The 16,169-nt window shown below is 40.9% G+C and carries 13 protein-coding genes; 5 read left to right on the top strand and 8 right to left on the bottom strand.

Translation table 11 applies throughout. From position 1 onward, the window contains the following. Positions 1 to 148 precede the first annotated feature (148 nt). Positions 149 to 490 (top strand): hypothetical protein, encoded by a 342-nt coding sequence (locus H6G06_RS01750; protein WP_190556465.1) that lies wholly within the window; start codon positions 149 to 151, stop codon positions 488 to 490. Positions 491 to 588: 98 nt separating this feature from the next. Here the strand turns inward: H6G06_RS01750 and psbA are convergent, their stop codons facing one another. Further along, a complete protein-coding gene (psbA, locus tag H6G06_RS01755; RefSeq protein WP_190556467.1) occupies positions 589 to 1,671 on the bottom strand; it encodes a photosystem II q(b) protein in 1,083 nt (360 codons plus the stop codon). 266 nt (positions 1,672 to 1,937) lie between these two features. Between psbA and cofG the strand changes: the two genes are divergently transcribed. After that, positions 1,938 to 2,855 (top strand): 7,8-didemethyl-8-hydroxy-5-deazariboflavin synthase subunit CofG, encoded by a 918-nt coding sequence (gene cofG, locus H6G06_RS01760; protein ID WP_190556469.1) that lies wholly within the window; start codon positions 1,938 to 1,940, stop codon positions 2,853 to 2,855. Between the two features lie 92 nt (positions 2,856 to 2,947). Here the strand turns inward: cofG and H6G06_RS01765 are convergent, their stop codons facing one another. The 5 genes from H6G06_RS01765 to H6G06_RS01785 form a co-directional block, all read right to left on the bottom strand. Further along, entirely contained in the window at positions 2,948 to 5,134 is a 2,187-nt protein-coding gene (locus H6G06_RS01765) for a GumC family protein (protein ID WP_190556471.1), read from the bottom strand. A 184-nt stretch (positions 5,135 to 5,318) separates the two neighbouring features. Beyond that, a complete protein-coding gene (locus H6G06_RS01770; protein WP_190556473.1) occupies positions 5,319 to 6,695 on the bottom strand; it encodes a polysaccharide biosynthesis/export family protein in 1,377 nt (458 codons plus the stop codon). Between the two features lie 27 nt (positions 6,696 to 6,722). Beyond that, a complete protein-coding gene (locus H6G06_RS01775; protein WP_190556476.1) occupies positions 6,723 to 7,445 on the bottom strand; it encodes a cyanoexosortase B system-associated protein in 723 nt (240 codons plus the stop codon). A 145-nt stretch (positions 7,446 to 7,590) separates the two neighbouring features. Continuing rightward, positions 7,591 to 8,493 (bottom strand): cyanoexosortase B, encoded by a 903-nt coding sequence (gene crtB, locus H6G06_RS01780; protein WP_190556478.1) that lies wholly within the window; start codon positions 8,491 to 8,493, stop codon positions 7,591 to 7,593. A gap of 69 nt (positions 8,494 to 8,562) precedes the next feature. Beyond that, positions 8,563 to 9,705 carry a DegT/DnrJ/EryC1/StrS family aminotransferase gene (locus H6G06_RS01785; RefSeq protein WP_190556480.1) on the bottom strand — a complete coding sequence of 381 codons (1,143 nt, stop codon included), beginning with the start codon at positions 9,703 to 9,705 and terminating at the stop codon, positions 8,563 to 8,565. A 789-nt stretch (positions 9,706 to 10,494) separates the two neighbouring features. On the opposite strand from H6G06_RS01785, the gene H6G06_RS01790 reads away from it, so the two are divergent. Then, positions 10,495 to 12,072, top strand: coding sequence for a GAF domain-containing sensor histidine kinase (locus H6G06_RS01790; RefSeq protein ID WP_190556482.1), 1,578 nt, complete (start codon positions 10,495 to 10,497; stop codon positions 12,070 to 12,072). Positions 12,073 to 12,227: 155 nt separating this feature from the next. Continuing rightward, positions 12,228 to 13,643, top strand: a complete 1,416-nt coding sequence (locus H6G06_RS01795; RefSeq protein WP_190556484.1) for an IctB family putative bicarbonate transporter — start codon at positions 12,228 to 12,230, stop codon at positions 13,641 to 13,643. Between the two features lie 502 nt (positions 13,644 to 14,145). Here the strand turns inward: H6G06_RS01795 and H6G06_RS01800 are convergent. Then, positions 14,146 to 14,424 carry a WGxxGxxG family protein gene (locus H6G06_RS01800; RefSeq protein WP_190556486.1) on the bottom strand — a complete coding sequence of 93 codons (279 nt, stop codon included), beginning with the start codon at positions 14,422 to 14,424 and terminating at the stop codon, positions 14,146 to 14,148. Positions 14,425 to 14,657: 233 nt separating this feature from the next. Further along, positions 14,658 to 15,125, bottom strand: a complete 468-nt coding sequence (smpB, locus tag H6G06_RS01805; RefSeq protein WP_190556488.1) for an SsrA-binding protein SmpB — start codon at positions 15,123 to 15,125, stop codon at positions 14,658 to 14,660. Positions 15,126 to 15,445: 320 nt separating this feature from the next. On the opposite strand from smpB, the gene H6G06_RS01810 reads away from it, so the two are divergent. Further along, positions 15,446 to 16,129 (top strand): response regulator transcription factor, encoded by a 684-nt coding sequence (locus tag H6G06_RS01810; RefSeq protein ID WP_190556490.1) that lies wholly within the window; start codon positions 15,446 to 15,448, stop codon positions 16,127 to 16,129. Positions 16,130 to 16,169 lie beyond the last annotated feature (40 nt).

A 16,169-nucleotide genomic window follows, 5' to 3' on the forward strand; every position in this document is an offset into this window, starting at 1 on the left:
AAAAAAATCTCCATCTGTAGATGAAGGTTTTGCTTTTCCCTCTCCCAACTCCCTATTCCGTGACTTCCTTTGCGTCTATATGTACAATATTTATCATATCTGTATAGTATGTGCTAAATTATAGCCAAACTTGTAAATTACAGTAATCATGGGCTTTTTACTGAGAATACTTGGCTTTGGTTTGCTGATATTAGGCATCTACTTAGTTGGACAAAACATCATCTTCACAACCAACGTTTATCCTTACTGGTGGAGAGGAATAGCCGCAGACACATCTGTACTTGCACTCACAATAGGAGTAATGATATTAATTTTCTTCCCCAGAGGTATGAAAGAGTTAGGCTGGATACCCGTAGTTATTGGAATTATCCTTGTATTTATGAGTAGTCGAGCCATCCTCAATCCTACGAGCCTATGGCAATTTTTTCTATCATTAATTCTCATGTCAGGAGGGTATAAAATGTTCATCACTGGACGTTTACCTGTATAAAAAAACTCAAACTTTCTCTCTCTGCGTCTCTGCGTGAATAAACAAAAAAACGCCCCCCATTTCTGGAGAGCGTTTTTTATTTAACTAAACTTGAAATATTAACCGTTGATTGCAGGAGCAGTCAAAGCAACAGGAGCAACTTCACCAGCAGCTAAGTCTAAGGGGAAGTTGTGAGCGTTACGCTCGTGCATTACTTCCATACCCAGGTTAGCGCGGTTGATTACGTCAGCCCATGTACCGATGACGCGACCTTGAGAATCAATGATGGATTGGTTGAAGTTGAAACCGTTCAAGTTGAAAGCCATTGTGCTGACACCCAAAGCGGTGAACCAGATTCCAACTACTGGCCAAGCAGCGAGGAAGAAGTGAAGTGAACGGCTGTTGTTGAAGGAAGCGTATTGGAAAATCAAGCGACCGAAGTAACCGTGAGCAGCAACGATGTTGTAGGTTTCTTCTTCTTGACCGAATTTGTAACCGTAGTTTTGAGACTCGGTTTCGGTTGTTTCACGAACCAAAGAGGAAGTTACCAAAGAACCGTGCATTGCAGAGAACAAGGAACCACCGAATACACCAGCTACACCTAACATATGGAAGGGGTGCATCAAGATGTTGTGTTCAGCTTGGAACACAATCATGAAGTTGAATGTTCCAGAGATACCCAAAGGCATACCATCAGAGAATGAACCTTGACCGATTGGGTAGATTAAGAATACTGCGGTAGCAGCAGCTACAGGAGCGGAGAATGCTACACAAATCCAAGGACGCATACCTAAGCGGTAGGAAAGTTCCCATTCACGACCGAGGTAGCAAGCTACACCGATTAAGAAGTGGAAAATTACCAATTGGTAAGGACCACCGTTGTACAACCACTCATCTAAGGAAGCTGCTTCCCAAATTGGGTAGAAGTGTAAACCGATAGCGTTAGAGGAAGGAACAACTGCACCAGAGATGATGTTGTTTCCGTAGATTAAAGAACCTGCAACGGGTTCACGGATACCGTCGATGTCAACGGGAGGTGCTGCAATGAATGCAACGATGAAGCAGGTGGTAGCAGCTAACAGAGTGGGGATCATCAATACACCGAACCAACCGATGTAGATACGGTTATTAGTGCTGGTGATGAATTCGCAAAAGCGATCCCATACGTTGGCGCTTTGGCGCTGTTGAATGGCTGTGGTCATGTGTTTATAATTGCGTTTGAGTTATGTATGTTTTGGTAGGTGTTTCTACCTCATGAATTTATAGTAAGCCTATTGTTTCGATTTGTAAAGGGGTTTTCGTAATATTTTTTAATAATCTTGAAAAATTGGGGAAGCTAACCCACCATAATCTAGATATAGCAATGCTTTCAGTCAAAAAATTTTTTGTAACAATTTCTCATCTTTGGTAATAAGAGTTAGGTTATTCTTCCCAGTCCCCAGTCCCCAGTCCCCAGTCCCCTATATATATGTCTCTATCTCGTCAAAATATTGTCACCTACAGCCCTGCTTATACTCTCGTCCCCACTTACGAATGCTTTAATAGGTGTACTTATTGCAATTTTCGGACAGACCCTGGTAAAAGCCCTTGGTTGACTGTTGCGGAAGCTAAGAGTATTTTGCAACAACTTCAAAATCAAAATGTCTGTGAAATCCTCATCCTTAGCGGTGAAGTTCATCCTCTATCATCGAGGCGTGAGGCTTGGTTTCAGCTTATTTATGATTTATGTGCTTTAGCTTTGTCAATGGGATTTTTACCCCATACTAATGCTGGAATACTGAGTTTTGCAGAAATGGAAAAGCTGAAAAATGTCAATGTTTCAATGGGGTTGATGTTGGAACAGTTGACACCCAAGTTGTTAAATACTGTCCATCGTCATGCACCGAGTAAGTTACCTGAAGTGCGTTTACAACAGTTGCAATGGGCGGGAGAGTTACAAATTCCCTTTACAACCGGGTTGCTTTTGGGAATAGGAGAAACTGAAGATGACTGGTGGCAGACTTTAGCAGCTATTTCTGATTTGCATCAACGCTACCACCATATACAAGAAGTGATTTTGCAACCCCACAGTCCGGGAAGTCAGCAAACCTTTGATGCAGAACCTTTTAACCCACATCAACTACCAGAAGTCATAGCTAAAGCACGGGAAATTTTACCCGCAGATATTACTATTCAAATTCCGCCTAATTTGGTTAAAGATGAAAATTGGTTACTAGCTTGTTTAGATGCAGGTGCTAGAGATTTAGGGGGAATAGGTCCCAAAGATGAAGTTAACCCTGATTATCCTCATTTACAGGAACAGAGATTAAGAAAAATTTTACACCCTGCGGGGTGGGAGTTAGTACCACGTTTGCCTGTCTATCCTCAGTTTCAAAGGAATAGGTGACAGGGAGATGGGGAGATGGGGAGATGGGGAGATGGGAAGAATAAATAATTATCTGTTCCCTGTTCCCTGTTCCCTGTTCCCTGATAACTGTCCTAATTTTTGCCCGCAATAGTGGATATATCTTCTTTTTGCTGCATCACTTCCAATTCTAGCTCTGGCTCAGGAGGAAGTAATGGTTCTATTGGTTCAGGTATAGAAACTCGGATATCAGCACCATTAATAATAGCGCCTAACAGTCCTAACTCAGCTTCTACTAATTGATCAATGGCCTCAGCGAGCATATTTTCTTGTGTATAGTTAGGTCGCGCTACCAGCACTATCCCATCACTATAGGGTTGGATTAACAACGGGTCATTGGAAGTGCTGAGAGGATTAGTGTCTAAAATTACTAAATCATAACGTTCACGGGCATCTTGTATCAAGCGGCGCATTTCATTTGATTCCATGACAGCCGCAGATTGACGCACAAGACCGATGCTGGGAATAATGTATAGATTTTCTACATCAGGAACTAAGCGAATACAGTCGCTCAAATTGGAATAATAGTGCAGGGGTTCAATATGGACATAGGAGTCAGGAACAACATTCAGAGATGAAGCGCGGGAGGGCGATCGCAAATCTGTTTCTATAATTAAAGTTCTTTTGCCAGCTAGTGCGGAAGCTATACCCAAGTTATAAGCACTCACCGTCTTACCTTCTTGGCTACTGACGCTAGTAATTAATATTACCTTAATTTTGTTGCCACCAATTCGGCGCAAATTACTGCGAAACTTTTCATAAAACTCTAAATAAGGAGAATCTGGGGAAAGTAGGACTGGTAAATCTTCAGGTTCTAAATCATCCACTGGCATCAAAGGCAATTCTCCCAACAGTAGCACATCCCGTTGCTTGAGACTGTCGCGAATATCCTCCTTGGTTTTGAAAGTGCCTTCCAGTGAACCCAATAAAAATATCACACCACCACCAATCACAGCACCCAAGAAACCACCGATAGCCAAGGTAAGAGGGACACTCTTGGGTTTGGTAGGCACAGGCATGGGTACTGGTGGTTTAGCAATGCTGAGACTACCTACAGTTTCTGCTTCTGCCGCTTTCGCATCTATTAGCTTTGCTTGCATTTGATCATATATAGCTTTTTTGAGTCCTACAGCTTGTTCCAAACGCGATCGCTCTAACTGCTTATTTGGGATGAGAGCAGATTCTCGACGTAATTGCGCTTCCTGTTGAATTTGTTGTTTGAATTGTTGTTCCAGGGTTTCTCGTTGAGTTTGCAAACCCACCATTTGATTAGCTAATGCTTGTCGCGTGGGATCTAAGCTACTTTGGGTGCGAATACCCATCACATTACCCCGTAAGGGAGCCGCCATACCACCACCACCTAACACCTCAGCAGCACGTTGTTGTAGCAATTCTTCAGAGGCTTCTTTCTGGCGCTGTAATTGAATCATTGTCGGGTGTTCAGGCCGCAAGTCTTTACGGAGTACGGCTATTTGTGACTCCACTTGATAGATTTGCGATCGCAAATTACCAATAATAGGGTCAGCACTCAAAGCCGAAGACACGTAAGCCTGACCAACGGTTAACCCCAACTTATCTTCTAAAGAACGTAGTTGAGCATCAATCCCAGAAATAGTCAGTTGAATTGCTCTTTGTTGATTTTGACTTGCACTAATTCCACTGAGTAAACTACCACTTTCTGCTGCCAAAAGGGCTGGTCTCTCCTGACGATCATATTGTTCTAGTTTATTTTCAGCAGCTTGGAGTTCTCGCTTGGCTTGTGGTAAGAGATCGTTAATTTTTGTAATAATAGCCTTTAATCGCCCACTATTAATGTCGCTGCTTAAGCGAACCATGACTTTCATTAATTCACCCAATACATCTCTGCCTCTGTTGGCATCAGTATCTTGATAGTAAACTAGAATAAATGGACTTTCAAAATTTCCTGATTTGTTTTTACTTGGCAGTTTAATATTCACCTTTGAAGCAATAGTTTTTGGTTTTACTTTTACTTTGTCTGCTACTTCAGTAATAACCTGGTCTGATAGCAAAACTTGTTCTGTTAATTCTTTACCCTGTTGCAGAATATCAAAAGCTGTTTTCGAGAAAGAAATCGGCGGACCACTGTAGGTCAAAGTACCTTCTACTAAATAGCTCGCTTGTGGTTCTGGTTGTATAGCTACTACTGTTGAACCAGCTACTACTAAACCAAAACTAGCTATTCCAATCCATTTATATTTTTCAAAAGCAATAAGATATTTTTTAACAATTGGTGGTGTCATAGCGTCTAATTAATTAGTTATTAGTCATTGGGAATGGGCAAGAGGTAAGAGAAGAAATTTCTCCCCATCTCCCCATCTGCCAATCTACCCATCTGCCCATCTACCCATCTGCCCATCTGCTCATCTCCCATCACGGTTATAACTAAAAAATTGGTATTATTGATTGATTCCCGCTCATATCCTGTTACTTGGAACTTCCCCCAAATAAGCCATTACCAAAGTTTTCAAAAAAGCGGATAAATGATTGCACATTAAAATATGGTTGGGTAATGGTACTCAATAAATTAGTAAGTTTACCAACAAGGTTTCTACCAACAACAGTCACATCATTATCTTGAAGTGCCACATTTTGAGAAGCATCACCAGCAAGTGCCTTTTTAGCATCAAGTCTTTGAGTAACAGCTTTGCCTTTTTCTGGATCAAACCGAACCAAGGCAATATCTCGAAGATTAGCAGTATTGAGAGGAACACTTCCCAATACATCTAGAAATGTACTACCATTCGGAAGCGATTGAGTACCAATTCCTCCTCCTGCATAATTTAAAACTCGGACTTTAATCTGGGGTACAGCTAAAGTTGAACGTGCCACCAAGTTGCGATCATAACCGTCATCCGTACCAGGTTCACGGCGTGATACAATAATTGCATCCCCATCTTGTAAGCGTAAGTTAGGTGGTGAACCACCACTTTGTAATGCTGCGTATAAGTCAATATTTCGTGAAACTATGGAACCATCAGTTAACTTACGACGTATTTGCACTTGTCGTAAGTCTGCGGTCAACGTTGAACCACCAGCTAAGGGCAAAATATCAGTAATTCGAGGCATTGCTGAACCAGCAGAATAAATTCCGGGACGAAATACTTCCCCAGTAATAGTTACTTGAACTGGGCGCATCTGTGCCAAAGATACTACCACCGGATCACTAGTAATACGACTTAGAGCCAAGCTAATTTTTTCCTGAGCTTCTTCCACACTCAAGCCTTTGACAGAAAGTTGTCCTACTTGCGGGATAATTATATTACCATCTTGATTAACTGGAGCTTGGAAACTCAAATCAGGACGTTGCCCAGCCAATGATAAATATATGATTGGATCAATAACATAACGATTTAAGCCAGAGCGGATTTTTGCCTCTGCTTCTTGCAAACTCAAACCTTGCAAAGACACTATTCCCAGGAGCGGTACGACTATATTGCCTTCTGGATTAATCGAGGCTTGAAAACTTAGGTCTGGAAACCTCTGAACTGTAACACCAATAGAATCTCCAATTCCCAAGCGGTATAACCCAGGGGGACGCTGAACAATAACGGTAAGCGAATCCCCTGTATCTAAAAGATAGCGGTTGAATTGAGGAGAAATATCTTCATTTGCATTAGTATTAAGAGCTTTTTCCTCAGAACTAGCTGAAGGTATAGGAAATTCTACTTGTGGTTGTTCTGAAGATTCTACAGGTTGCGCTACAACAGATTTCACAGATATTGTTAAACCAACACCAACCTGGAGAGTAACAAAAAACAGGGACTTGAATACACGCTTATGATAACGGGGGACTATAAACATCAGTGTAGTATGGTTAAATAAAATACTTTACATAATTACTGCCATCAATGCGGCTTGGACTTTTTTACCCAGAGACTCAAGTGTAGTCCAGGATGTTTCCACCTGTCCAAAAGATTCCATTGGTATCAAAATGCTTACAGCCACCCAAGGAACACGCTTTTTTTGCCATTGTGCCAATTGGTCTGCTATAAACCAGTTAACAGGTGATAAAGTACCACCATCGGGCATCGCGTACCATTGTAAAACAGCAAAAGTTTGTTGTTGTGTCGTAGCCCGAAAAAATCTAGCCTTGACTTTTGTAGCCGCATGAGAATCTGATCTAGAGGCTGGTTTAACAATAAATTCCGCAGCACGATATTGAGCTATATCCCATTTTCCCCAGCGAGATTTGCCCCAACCCTCAATATCTGTCCACTCCACTTCTGGTTGGTCTCTAGGTCCATTTTGTGGTAGCAACAGCAGTATGGATTCAACAGATGAATCTTTTTGCTGGAGTATTTGCAAAGACCACTTATTTCCGCCAACTGGTGTTTCTGACTGTTCCCTAGTTTGCCACCCTGGTATACTTAATCCCCCTTGACGGAGATTTTTCAATTTCTGGAGTTGATGAACTGGTGGTGGTTGCTTCCATTGCCACTTTCCTGTTAGATATCCAGGAACTGTTCCCACTCCTAACAGTAGTAGCAGTAATATTAGCACTGCTACCTGACTCCATTGCTGTTCCTTGAAGAATTTGGATAAGGAAATCATAAGTAAAATTTCCAACATTTAGACAGTATTGTACTGTATAAAATGAGCAAATATTTCTTTTAGCTTTGCTTATCTACGAGACTTTATGCAAATGCTCTCAAGGGTGTAGCATATAGAGGTAATTTTTTAATGTCCACTCCCTTCTTCATACTGATTCGGCTTCCTGTTCTGACTGAGTTGCTGGTGCTTCTGAGACATTACTATTCATCCAATTTAGCAAAGGCACTAGTAATAACAGCATACCAGCAGAGTATAGGTCGCCACCCCAACTGTCATGCAGCCATACAAAAGCCCCCTCTTGACCGGTACCATGAAAGAAGGTCAATAAAGTATTACGAATGATATTGGCAGTCACACTGATGACCACAGCAACGGATAAAAAACTGCAAGTTATGCGTCGTGAAGATAAGGTATCTGTCCAATACAGTAGCATCAAGCTGACATAGAGGGTAGTAAATAACATTTTCAAACCTGCACAATAGGGGGCTACTTCCACAATTCTTCCACCCACGTATAAGTTTATTCCATCTAGTACAACGTTCATGCCAAACTGATTGAGGATGAAGGCTGCTGTACCAGCGATAAAGCTTTGGAGAGGAAATGTATAGGGAGCTATTAGGTAAGGTAATGCTGTTGGCGTAGCTAAAAATACTAGCAAAAGGGGAAATCCCTGCAATTTTAAGCCTGGTATGCCCTTGAACCATAAGCATAGTCCTGCCAGTATCACCGGCAAGGAAAGATTAACCCATTCGGCTACACCACTGAGATAAAAAATCACGCCTATTATGAATAAGGTAATGCTGACAGGATGGGTAATATTTGGTAGACGTTGCCACTGTTTGCGGTTTGTCCAAGCTATGTAACCAGCAAACGGTATACCAATTATACCGTGACTAAAATATTCATGTTCTATACTGATACTTTTGTGTAACCAACCATCTATCCAATGCAGCAATATGGGAGCATAAAGCAGGAGCAAAATTCCTAAAATGCCTAAGTTTAAAAGTTGGGCTGTGTTGCGGGGTTTAATTTGTTGCTGGAGTGCCATAGGTTTAATTCAAAATTCAAAATTGCTATTAATACTAGTTAGTGGGGAAATAGATTATTTAAATCAACGTTAGGTTTTGGCAGATTTCACAATTGAAGTAATAGCAGTTATAACTTCTGTGATTTGACTATTGTTCAAGCCGGGGTACATGGGCAAGGATAATATTTGTTGAGATAGTTGTTCTGATTGAGGGAAGTCTCCTTGTTGATAACCTAAATAACTAAATGCGGGCTGAAGATGGCAGGGAATTGGGTAATGAATGCCGGTTTGAATTCCTGCTGCGGTCAATTTTTCTTGTATTTGTTGACGTTTGATGGGACAAGAATCATCAATTTTGATGACATAAAGATGATATATGTGTCCTGTACCGCTTTGGTTTTGCATAGGAATCATACCAGCAGAGGCTAAGGGTGCTAGTTCTATATCATACCTCTGAGCAATGGCCAGGCGCTCGCTGTTCCACTGAGATAAATATGGTAATTTTTGGTGTAAAACTGCTGCTTGCAAGGTATCTAAGCGGCTATTAGTTCCTGGTTCGATATGCACATACTTTTGAGATGAGCCATAATTCCGCAAGCGTCGCATTTTTGCCGCGACTTCTGAATCTCGCGTCAGCAGCATTCCTCCATCCCCAAAAGCCCCTAAATTCTTACTGGGATAGAAACTAAATGCTGCTGCGATACCTACCGAACCGGCTATATATCCTTCCCGTTCTGCTAGATGTGCTTGGGCTGCATCCTCAAAGATTAAAACTTTATAAGTATTGGCAAAGTCTAATAATTGACTCGGAGATACCATTTGTCCATAGAGATGTACGGGAATAATGGCTTTGGTTTGGGGAGTAATGGCTTTAGCAGCGGCTTCCAAGTCAATTAAGGCTGTTTGGGGGTCACAATCTACTAAAATTGGTGTAGCTCCAGCACTGACTACACCGATGAGTGTGGCTACAAAGGTATTAGCTGGTAAAATGACTTCATCACCAGCACCGATGTTACAAGCTTGCAAACCAAGAGCGATCGCATCAGTTCCAGATGCGACACCAATTCCGTACTCTGTACCCGATGCGGCTGCAAAGGCTGCCTCAAAATTTGATACAGCTTGCCCTAAAATAAAATCTCCCTTTGTCAATACATCTTCAATTGCAACAAGCAATTGAGATTGCATTGGCTGATGTTGTAAATTCAGGTCTACAAAAGGAACTTTAATAGTCATCTGATCTCTTACCTGGTAGTATCAAAAATTCAGTAGCACTATCATATCTCACAAAATGTAATACATTTTCGATTTCATATATAGGTATGATCCAATCAAAGTTTTCAAAATATAGGGAAATTTTGATGAAATTTAAAATTTTATCACTCAAAAATAACTAACTATTCAAACTCAATTCAACAGCCATATACAGACTTTTCAGCAAACGGTAGAAATTGATTGCTGTATTCAAAAGCATTTTTATACAGTAGAAATTCTGGCTCTATCGATCCTTTGATGGCATCGAATAATAAATAAAAGGCCATTATGGGCTATAATCCTTGCCATGAATGGGTTTTAAGGTTTTAAGATTTCCTATAAGCCTTTGATTTTAACGCTGTACCATAAAAGCAACGCAAGAACCAAAATTCTGAAGATTGGATCTAAATTAATCACCAGTATCTAATAAATTTTACAATACTCCCTCACCAATATCCATAACTACAGCGTAATGCGGGGCAATAAAGTACAAAATTGAGTGACAAAGCCATGAACCTAAAGAGTTGCACTGCTGACTTCTGTACCGAGTTGTGCCAGAACGTCTCTACTGACTGCTGTCCTGCGGGCATAGCTGCGCTTAAGGCGCAGTCTGCCGTTGGACTGATGCTGCTTGCTGTCCGCAAAAAATTTTTTTTTCAAACTTGTTAATCAAATGTGAAATTGGGGAATGCTGAGAAATAGGAAATAGTAACCTGATGCCAGCGGTTACATAACTTACAGTATCTAGGAAGTATCAAAATAACAGTACCAATGATAGAGCCTGAAAACAAACTATTTGCCCCCAATGATGGTTGGAACTCTTTAGAAACAAAAGAACAACAACGCATCAAAGTATTGTCAGATTTAGGTTTACGCCAACCAGAAACAATTCCGGTATTTGAAGAAGCCACTCAAACAGCTGCCCACTTTTTGGCAGCAGAAATTTCTATTTTGGGATTTATAGACCAAGAAATTCACTGGTTCAAATCATCAGTGGGTTTATCAAGATTAGGACTCATGAATGATCTGGCACAAAGCCGTCAATTATTACGTTGGGATTCCTTTTGCTCCCAGGTGGTAGAGAATTCGCAAATATTAGTTATTAATGATACGAAAGATATAACAAATACACAAATATCTACCAGTAAGTTGGTGCAAAATTATGGCATCCGGTCTTACTTAGGAGCGCCATTAATTGAGGCTTCCGGCTATTGCTTAGGTGCATTAGCAGTGATGGATCGCAAGCCACGCAATTTCACAGAGCGAGAGATTGAGTTTTTGCAAATTATCGCTCGTTGGAGCATGAGTGAATTTGAACGCAACCGATTGTTACAAGGTAAATCACACAACAACACTATTAAAAGTATTCCTAGTAAAAGTATTCCTAGTAAAAGTATTCCTAGCTTGCCATTTCAGGAAAAACAGGCAATTGACTTGAGAATTGCTCCACCCATTCTAGAAACTGTTTCTAATTCTACTCAGCATCTGAAACTGGAACTTTTAGGCCAGCTAACTCAAGAGTTGCGTACACCCTTAACATCTGTACTGGGGATGGCTGGTGTTCTGGCACGTGAAATTTATGGGCCTTTAACAACTAAGCAGCGAGAATATCTAGAGATTATCCAACACAGTGGACGCTACTTACTTTCCTTAGTCAATGAAATTACTGAACTAGGAACATTAAGTGAGAATTCAAATGTGCTGAACTTAGCTCCTGTAGATATTGAAATGCTGTGCCAACAAGCTATCAACACTCTATCAGAAGTGGCTGTCCGTCGTGATCAAGATATTCGCCTGTCTATAGAACCTGGACACAATCGCATTTGTCCTTTAGATAAAGATAAGGTGCGACAAATTTTGTATCACCTGTTGTTTAGCATTGTTCAACTTTCTGCTACAGGTAGCATTGTTCATGTTCACGTTTCTTACAAAGAAAATAAGCTCTGCATTACTATTTGGGTTTCCCATCCGTGGTTAGAAGATGGAATTACTGAAATTGATCCTTACTTACGCCTCAATTCCTTGTCCATATTGGACATCTTGGGTGAGTCAGGAAAGTACGATTTTTATTTAGAAAATCAGGAGAATGTACCAATAATTTTGGAAAATTCACCAAATTGGATTGAACAGCAATTAGGAATACTGGTTAATCGTTCAGACAAGGATTTAGCTAATGAATCGGCTAATCTGTCTCGTGAAAGACTAGGCTTATTACTCAGCTGTCATTTGGCAGAACTACACGGCGGCCAAATTTCCATTCAAGGTTCCTCAGAATCAGGATACCGTCATGTGATTTCTTTGCCACTGCAATCGGCGAATACTGCTCCAATCATCAATGATGTCTATTGACCCCAGTCTAAAGACACGGCTTTCAGCCAGCTTTCTGGTAACAAACGCCCAATTGCTCAATTATTAATGGTGGTTGTTATCTTTGTATTCCAACCCAGATTATCATTGAAGGCCAAGTTCTGCACATTGGTCGCTAGTTGATAACAACCTTGTTTATGAATTTAGTCTGGCAAAGATTTACTTTATCCTCTGTACCGCTCAAAGAATATCTGGATACTAGCTACCTGCATCGTTTGATGGTGGGGATTTTACATCCTTGGCGGCAAACCAGTATTTTGATGCAGTGGGGAGATACTATAGCTGCTGCTCTACTCAGCCTAATCTATGCTCTTGCACCTTTTGTTTCTAGTACCCTGCTAGGATTGTTGTTGGTAGCTTGTGTGGGTTTCTGGGTACTATTGACTTTATCTGATGAAACAAGTCTTATAAATGCTGCCTCAGTCACGCCAATTCATCTGGTGGTGTTGCTTTATTGGAGTATTGCTGTCATAGCTACAGCTTTATCACCTGTGAAAAAGGCCGCGTTGAATGATTTAGTAACATTAACTCTCTATTTATTGCTCTTTGCTCTGTGTGCGAGAGTGCTGAGAATTTCCCGTCTGCGGTCTTGGCTGATTACTCTTTACTTACACGTATCGCTGATTGTCAGTGTATATGGAATTCGGCAATGGTTTTTTGGTGCTAAAGCATTAGCTACTTGGGTTGACCCAGAATCAAGTTTGGCTAAAACAACCAGGGTTTACAGTTATTTAGGTAATCCCAACTTATTGGCTGGATATCTTCTACCAGCAGTGGTTTTAAGTTTGATAGCTATTTTTGCCTGGCGTGGTTGGATTAGGAAAGCTTTAGCACTAACAATGTTTGTGGCAAATACTGCTTCCTTAGTTCTCACTTTTAGTCGTGGGGGCTGGATTGGTTTAGTGGTGGGGCTGTTGGCAGCGATGGCATTATTAGTTTATTGGTGGAGTGTGGAAATGCCGACCTTTTGGCGCACTTGGTCACTGCCAATTATTGTAGGCGGTTTGATTGGGGTATTGGTGCTGGCGGTGATTTTTGTAGAACCTGTACGCGTGCGAGTTGTGAGTATTTTTGCAGACCGTCAAGATAGTAGTAATAATTTTCGCCGTAATGTCTGGGATGCTGTTTTTGAGATGATAGGCGATCGCCCTATTATTGGTATCGGTCCTGGTCACAACTCTTTTAATAAAGTCTATCCCCTCTACCAACGTCCCCGTTATACTGCTTTGAGTGCTTATTCAATTTTCTTGGAGATAGCTGTGGAAACAGGTTTTATGGGTTTAGCTTGTTTTCTCTGGCTAGTAATTGTTACCTTGAATACGGCATTTATGCAAATGCGACGTTTCCTGGAATCGAGAAGCGCAGAGGGACTTTGGTTAATTGGGGCGATCGCCACTTTGCTAGGTATGCTCGCTCACGGCACAGTCGATACAGTCTGGTATCGTCCTGAAGTCAATACGCTCTGGTGGCTAATGGTTGCTTTAGTTGCCAGCTACTGGACACCTTTAACTCGACAAAGAAATCAACCTAATCTACAACCCACAGCCTACTAAATTACCACAAAATATTTCACAAACACGTAAAATTTCCGGGAGTTTGGTAGCCCCACGTTTTTAAACCGGGGTGGAAAAACGACTCGTGCAGATTTATCTGCATTCAAAAATGCTAAAATATTAGCAGCAAGTAGGAATAATCATCTACGCGACGAAACACTCCTAGTAAGGAGAAATCCCTGCAACGAAGAACCGAACGCGCAAAGAGCGCCAAACGACTAAACGAGCAAGCAATGGCAGGATGTTGAGCGTACCGAACTGGCATTGTGATCAACTCGAAGAGCGAAATAGTTTGTCAAAGTAAGCGCAATCGCAGCATCTTTTTGATAGTTGTTTTGAGCGTCTAGTGGGATATTTGACTATCCCTTTTAAGAAAGTCTTAAAGAATCCGCCTCTCTTTAGAGGGTAGAGTGTCAAGTCTAGTTGTCAGTATAAGCTATACTGACAACTGACTATTTTCTCCTCAATTAATTGCCAAAAGCAACTCCTACCAAAATTGATATTAGTCTCTGTAACTGGCCGCCCCCGGTGCATTAGGGTCTCTATAACGGGTTGGTTCTTCTTCACGTTTTTTACCCGCTAAACCAGCTAGACCCAAGAGGCCAATTAATCCTAGCCAACCCCAATCAGTGTCGTTACGATCATTATATACAGTCCTGTCGGGTGCATTCTCAGTTCTGGGTTGATTCACTTGGGCTTGTGCAGGTTTACCCAAGGGTAAAATTCCCATAGTCAACATGAGAACTCCAGCGCCAACAATTTTGGTGAAATTACTTTTCATGATCAAAGTGCCTTGTACCTGATTCAGATACTCACCACTTTATCTATTTTTGAAATAAACCAAATCAATCTGTGGCTATAAAATAGGTTTGGTCGTAAATCAGGCTGAGGGTATATTTAATTAATTACTAATTACTAATTTGTCATTCTTAATTTGTTATTGGGAATAGGAGGCAGTGAACAATTAACAGTAAACAGTCCCCACTGCCAAGTAAAGTGCTTTGAGATTTTTGCTCAATAATTTTTCATTGCTCGTTGAATATCACGCTGATCTTGACGGCGTTTGAGGTCTTCCCGCTTGTCGTGAATTTTTTTACCTTTACATAAACCGATACTGACTTTTACCCAACCCCGTTTAAGATACATTTTCAACGGGACTAGGGTTAAACCCTGCTGTTCTACCTTACCAATTAGCTTACGGAGTTCTAGGCGATGCAGCAGCAACTTACGAGTGCGACGCGGTTCATGATTAAAATATTGTCCACTAGAACTGTAAGGAGAAATATGTACATTTATTAACCATGCTTCGCCATTGCGAATCAAAGCATAGCCATCTTGGAGATTCACTTTACCTGCACGTATTGACTTGACTTCCGTTCCTGCCAGCTGAATTCCAGCTTCGTAGGTTTCTAGGATTTCATACAAATAACGGGCTTGGCGATTGTCGCTAATAACTTTATAGCCTTCGTTTTTGTCACTCATTGAAAATTTGGTTTGTGTTAAATATGGCTGAAGATGCTTTGTAATATAGGAAGTTTAGAGTAACTTAATTTTACATTTCATTTTATTTTACATTTAATTTAATCTATTACTGTAACATTATATTTTTTTAAAATATCATTAATTTTTATGAATAGTTCCTAAGCATTTAAGAATTTCTTTATAAATCATCCCTGATGCAGTCATTAGTAGGTAATCCTGTCATAGTATGAAACATAAGAACACTACTACTGCCAGTGTTTATTGATAGTGTTCATAATAGCAAAATATTGAGTAACAAAAATGCTAGGGGTGTACTGTCCATGCCCTTGAAGATCCTTGTAGTGGATGACGACCTGGGCACTCGTCTGTCTATTAGTGATTATCTTGAACTGTCCGGCTATTCGGTGATCATGGCTGATGACGGTCAAGATGCTTTGTCTATGGTGGAAGAGAACCATCCTGATTTGATGGTGACAGATATTGTCATGCCACGGATGAACGGCTATGAACTTGTGCGCCGGGTGCGTCAACAGGCAGGGTTTAGGTTGTTACCTGTAATTTTGTTAACAGCGCGAACCAAAACCCAAGAAAGAATTCTCGGCTACCAATCAGGATGCGATTTATACCTGCCCAAGCCTTTTGAACTAGAAGAGTTAGCAGCAGCTATTCGTAATTTACTGGAGCGATCGCAAATTATTCAATCAGAATACCGATTTTCTCATCAAGAAAGTTTCGACGGGTCTCACTCCCTTAAATCAATAGACGGACAATATCCTTTATCAAATCAAATTCCCAATCCCCAGCTGCTTCAGTCGCTGACCACAAGAGAACAGGAAGTCCTAGAACTATTGACTCATGGTTTGTCTAATGCCGAAATGGGTCATCAACTGCACCTAAGTCCGCGAACAGTAGAAAAATACGTCAGCAGTTTATTAAGAAAAACTTCAACCAGCAATCGAGCAGAACTGGTACGTTTTGCCATCAAGCATGGTCTTGTAGAGTAGCTAGTACAGTAAGGCGGAAGTCATGCATTCAAAAGTTAAA

This window comes from Anabaena sphaerica FACHB-251, assembly GCF_014696825.1.
In the GTDB taxonomy this organism is placed as follows: Bacteria; Cyanobacteriota; Cyanobacteriia; order Cyanobacteriales; family Nostocaceae; genus RDYJ01.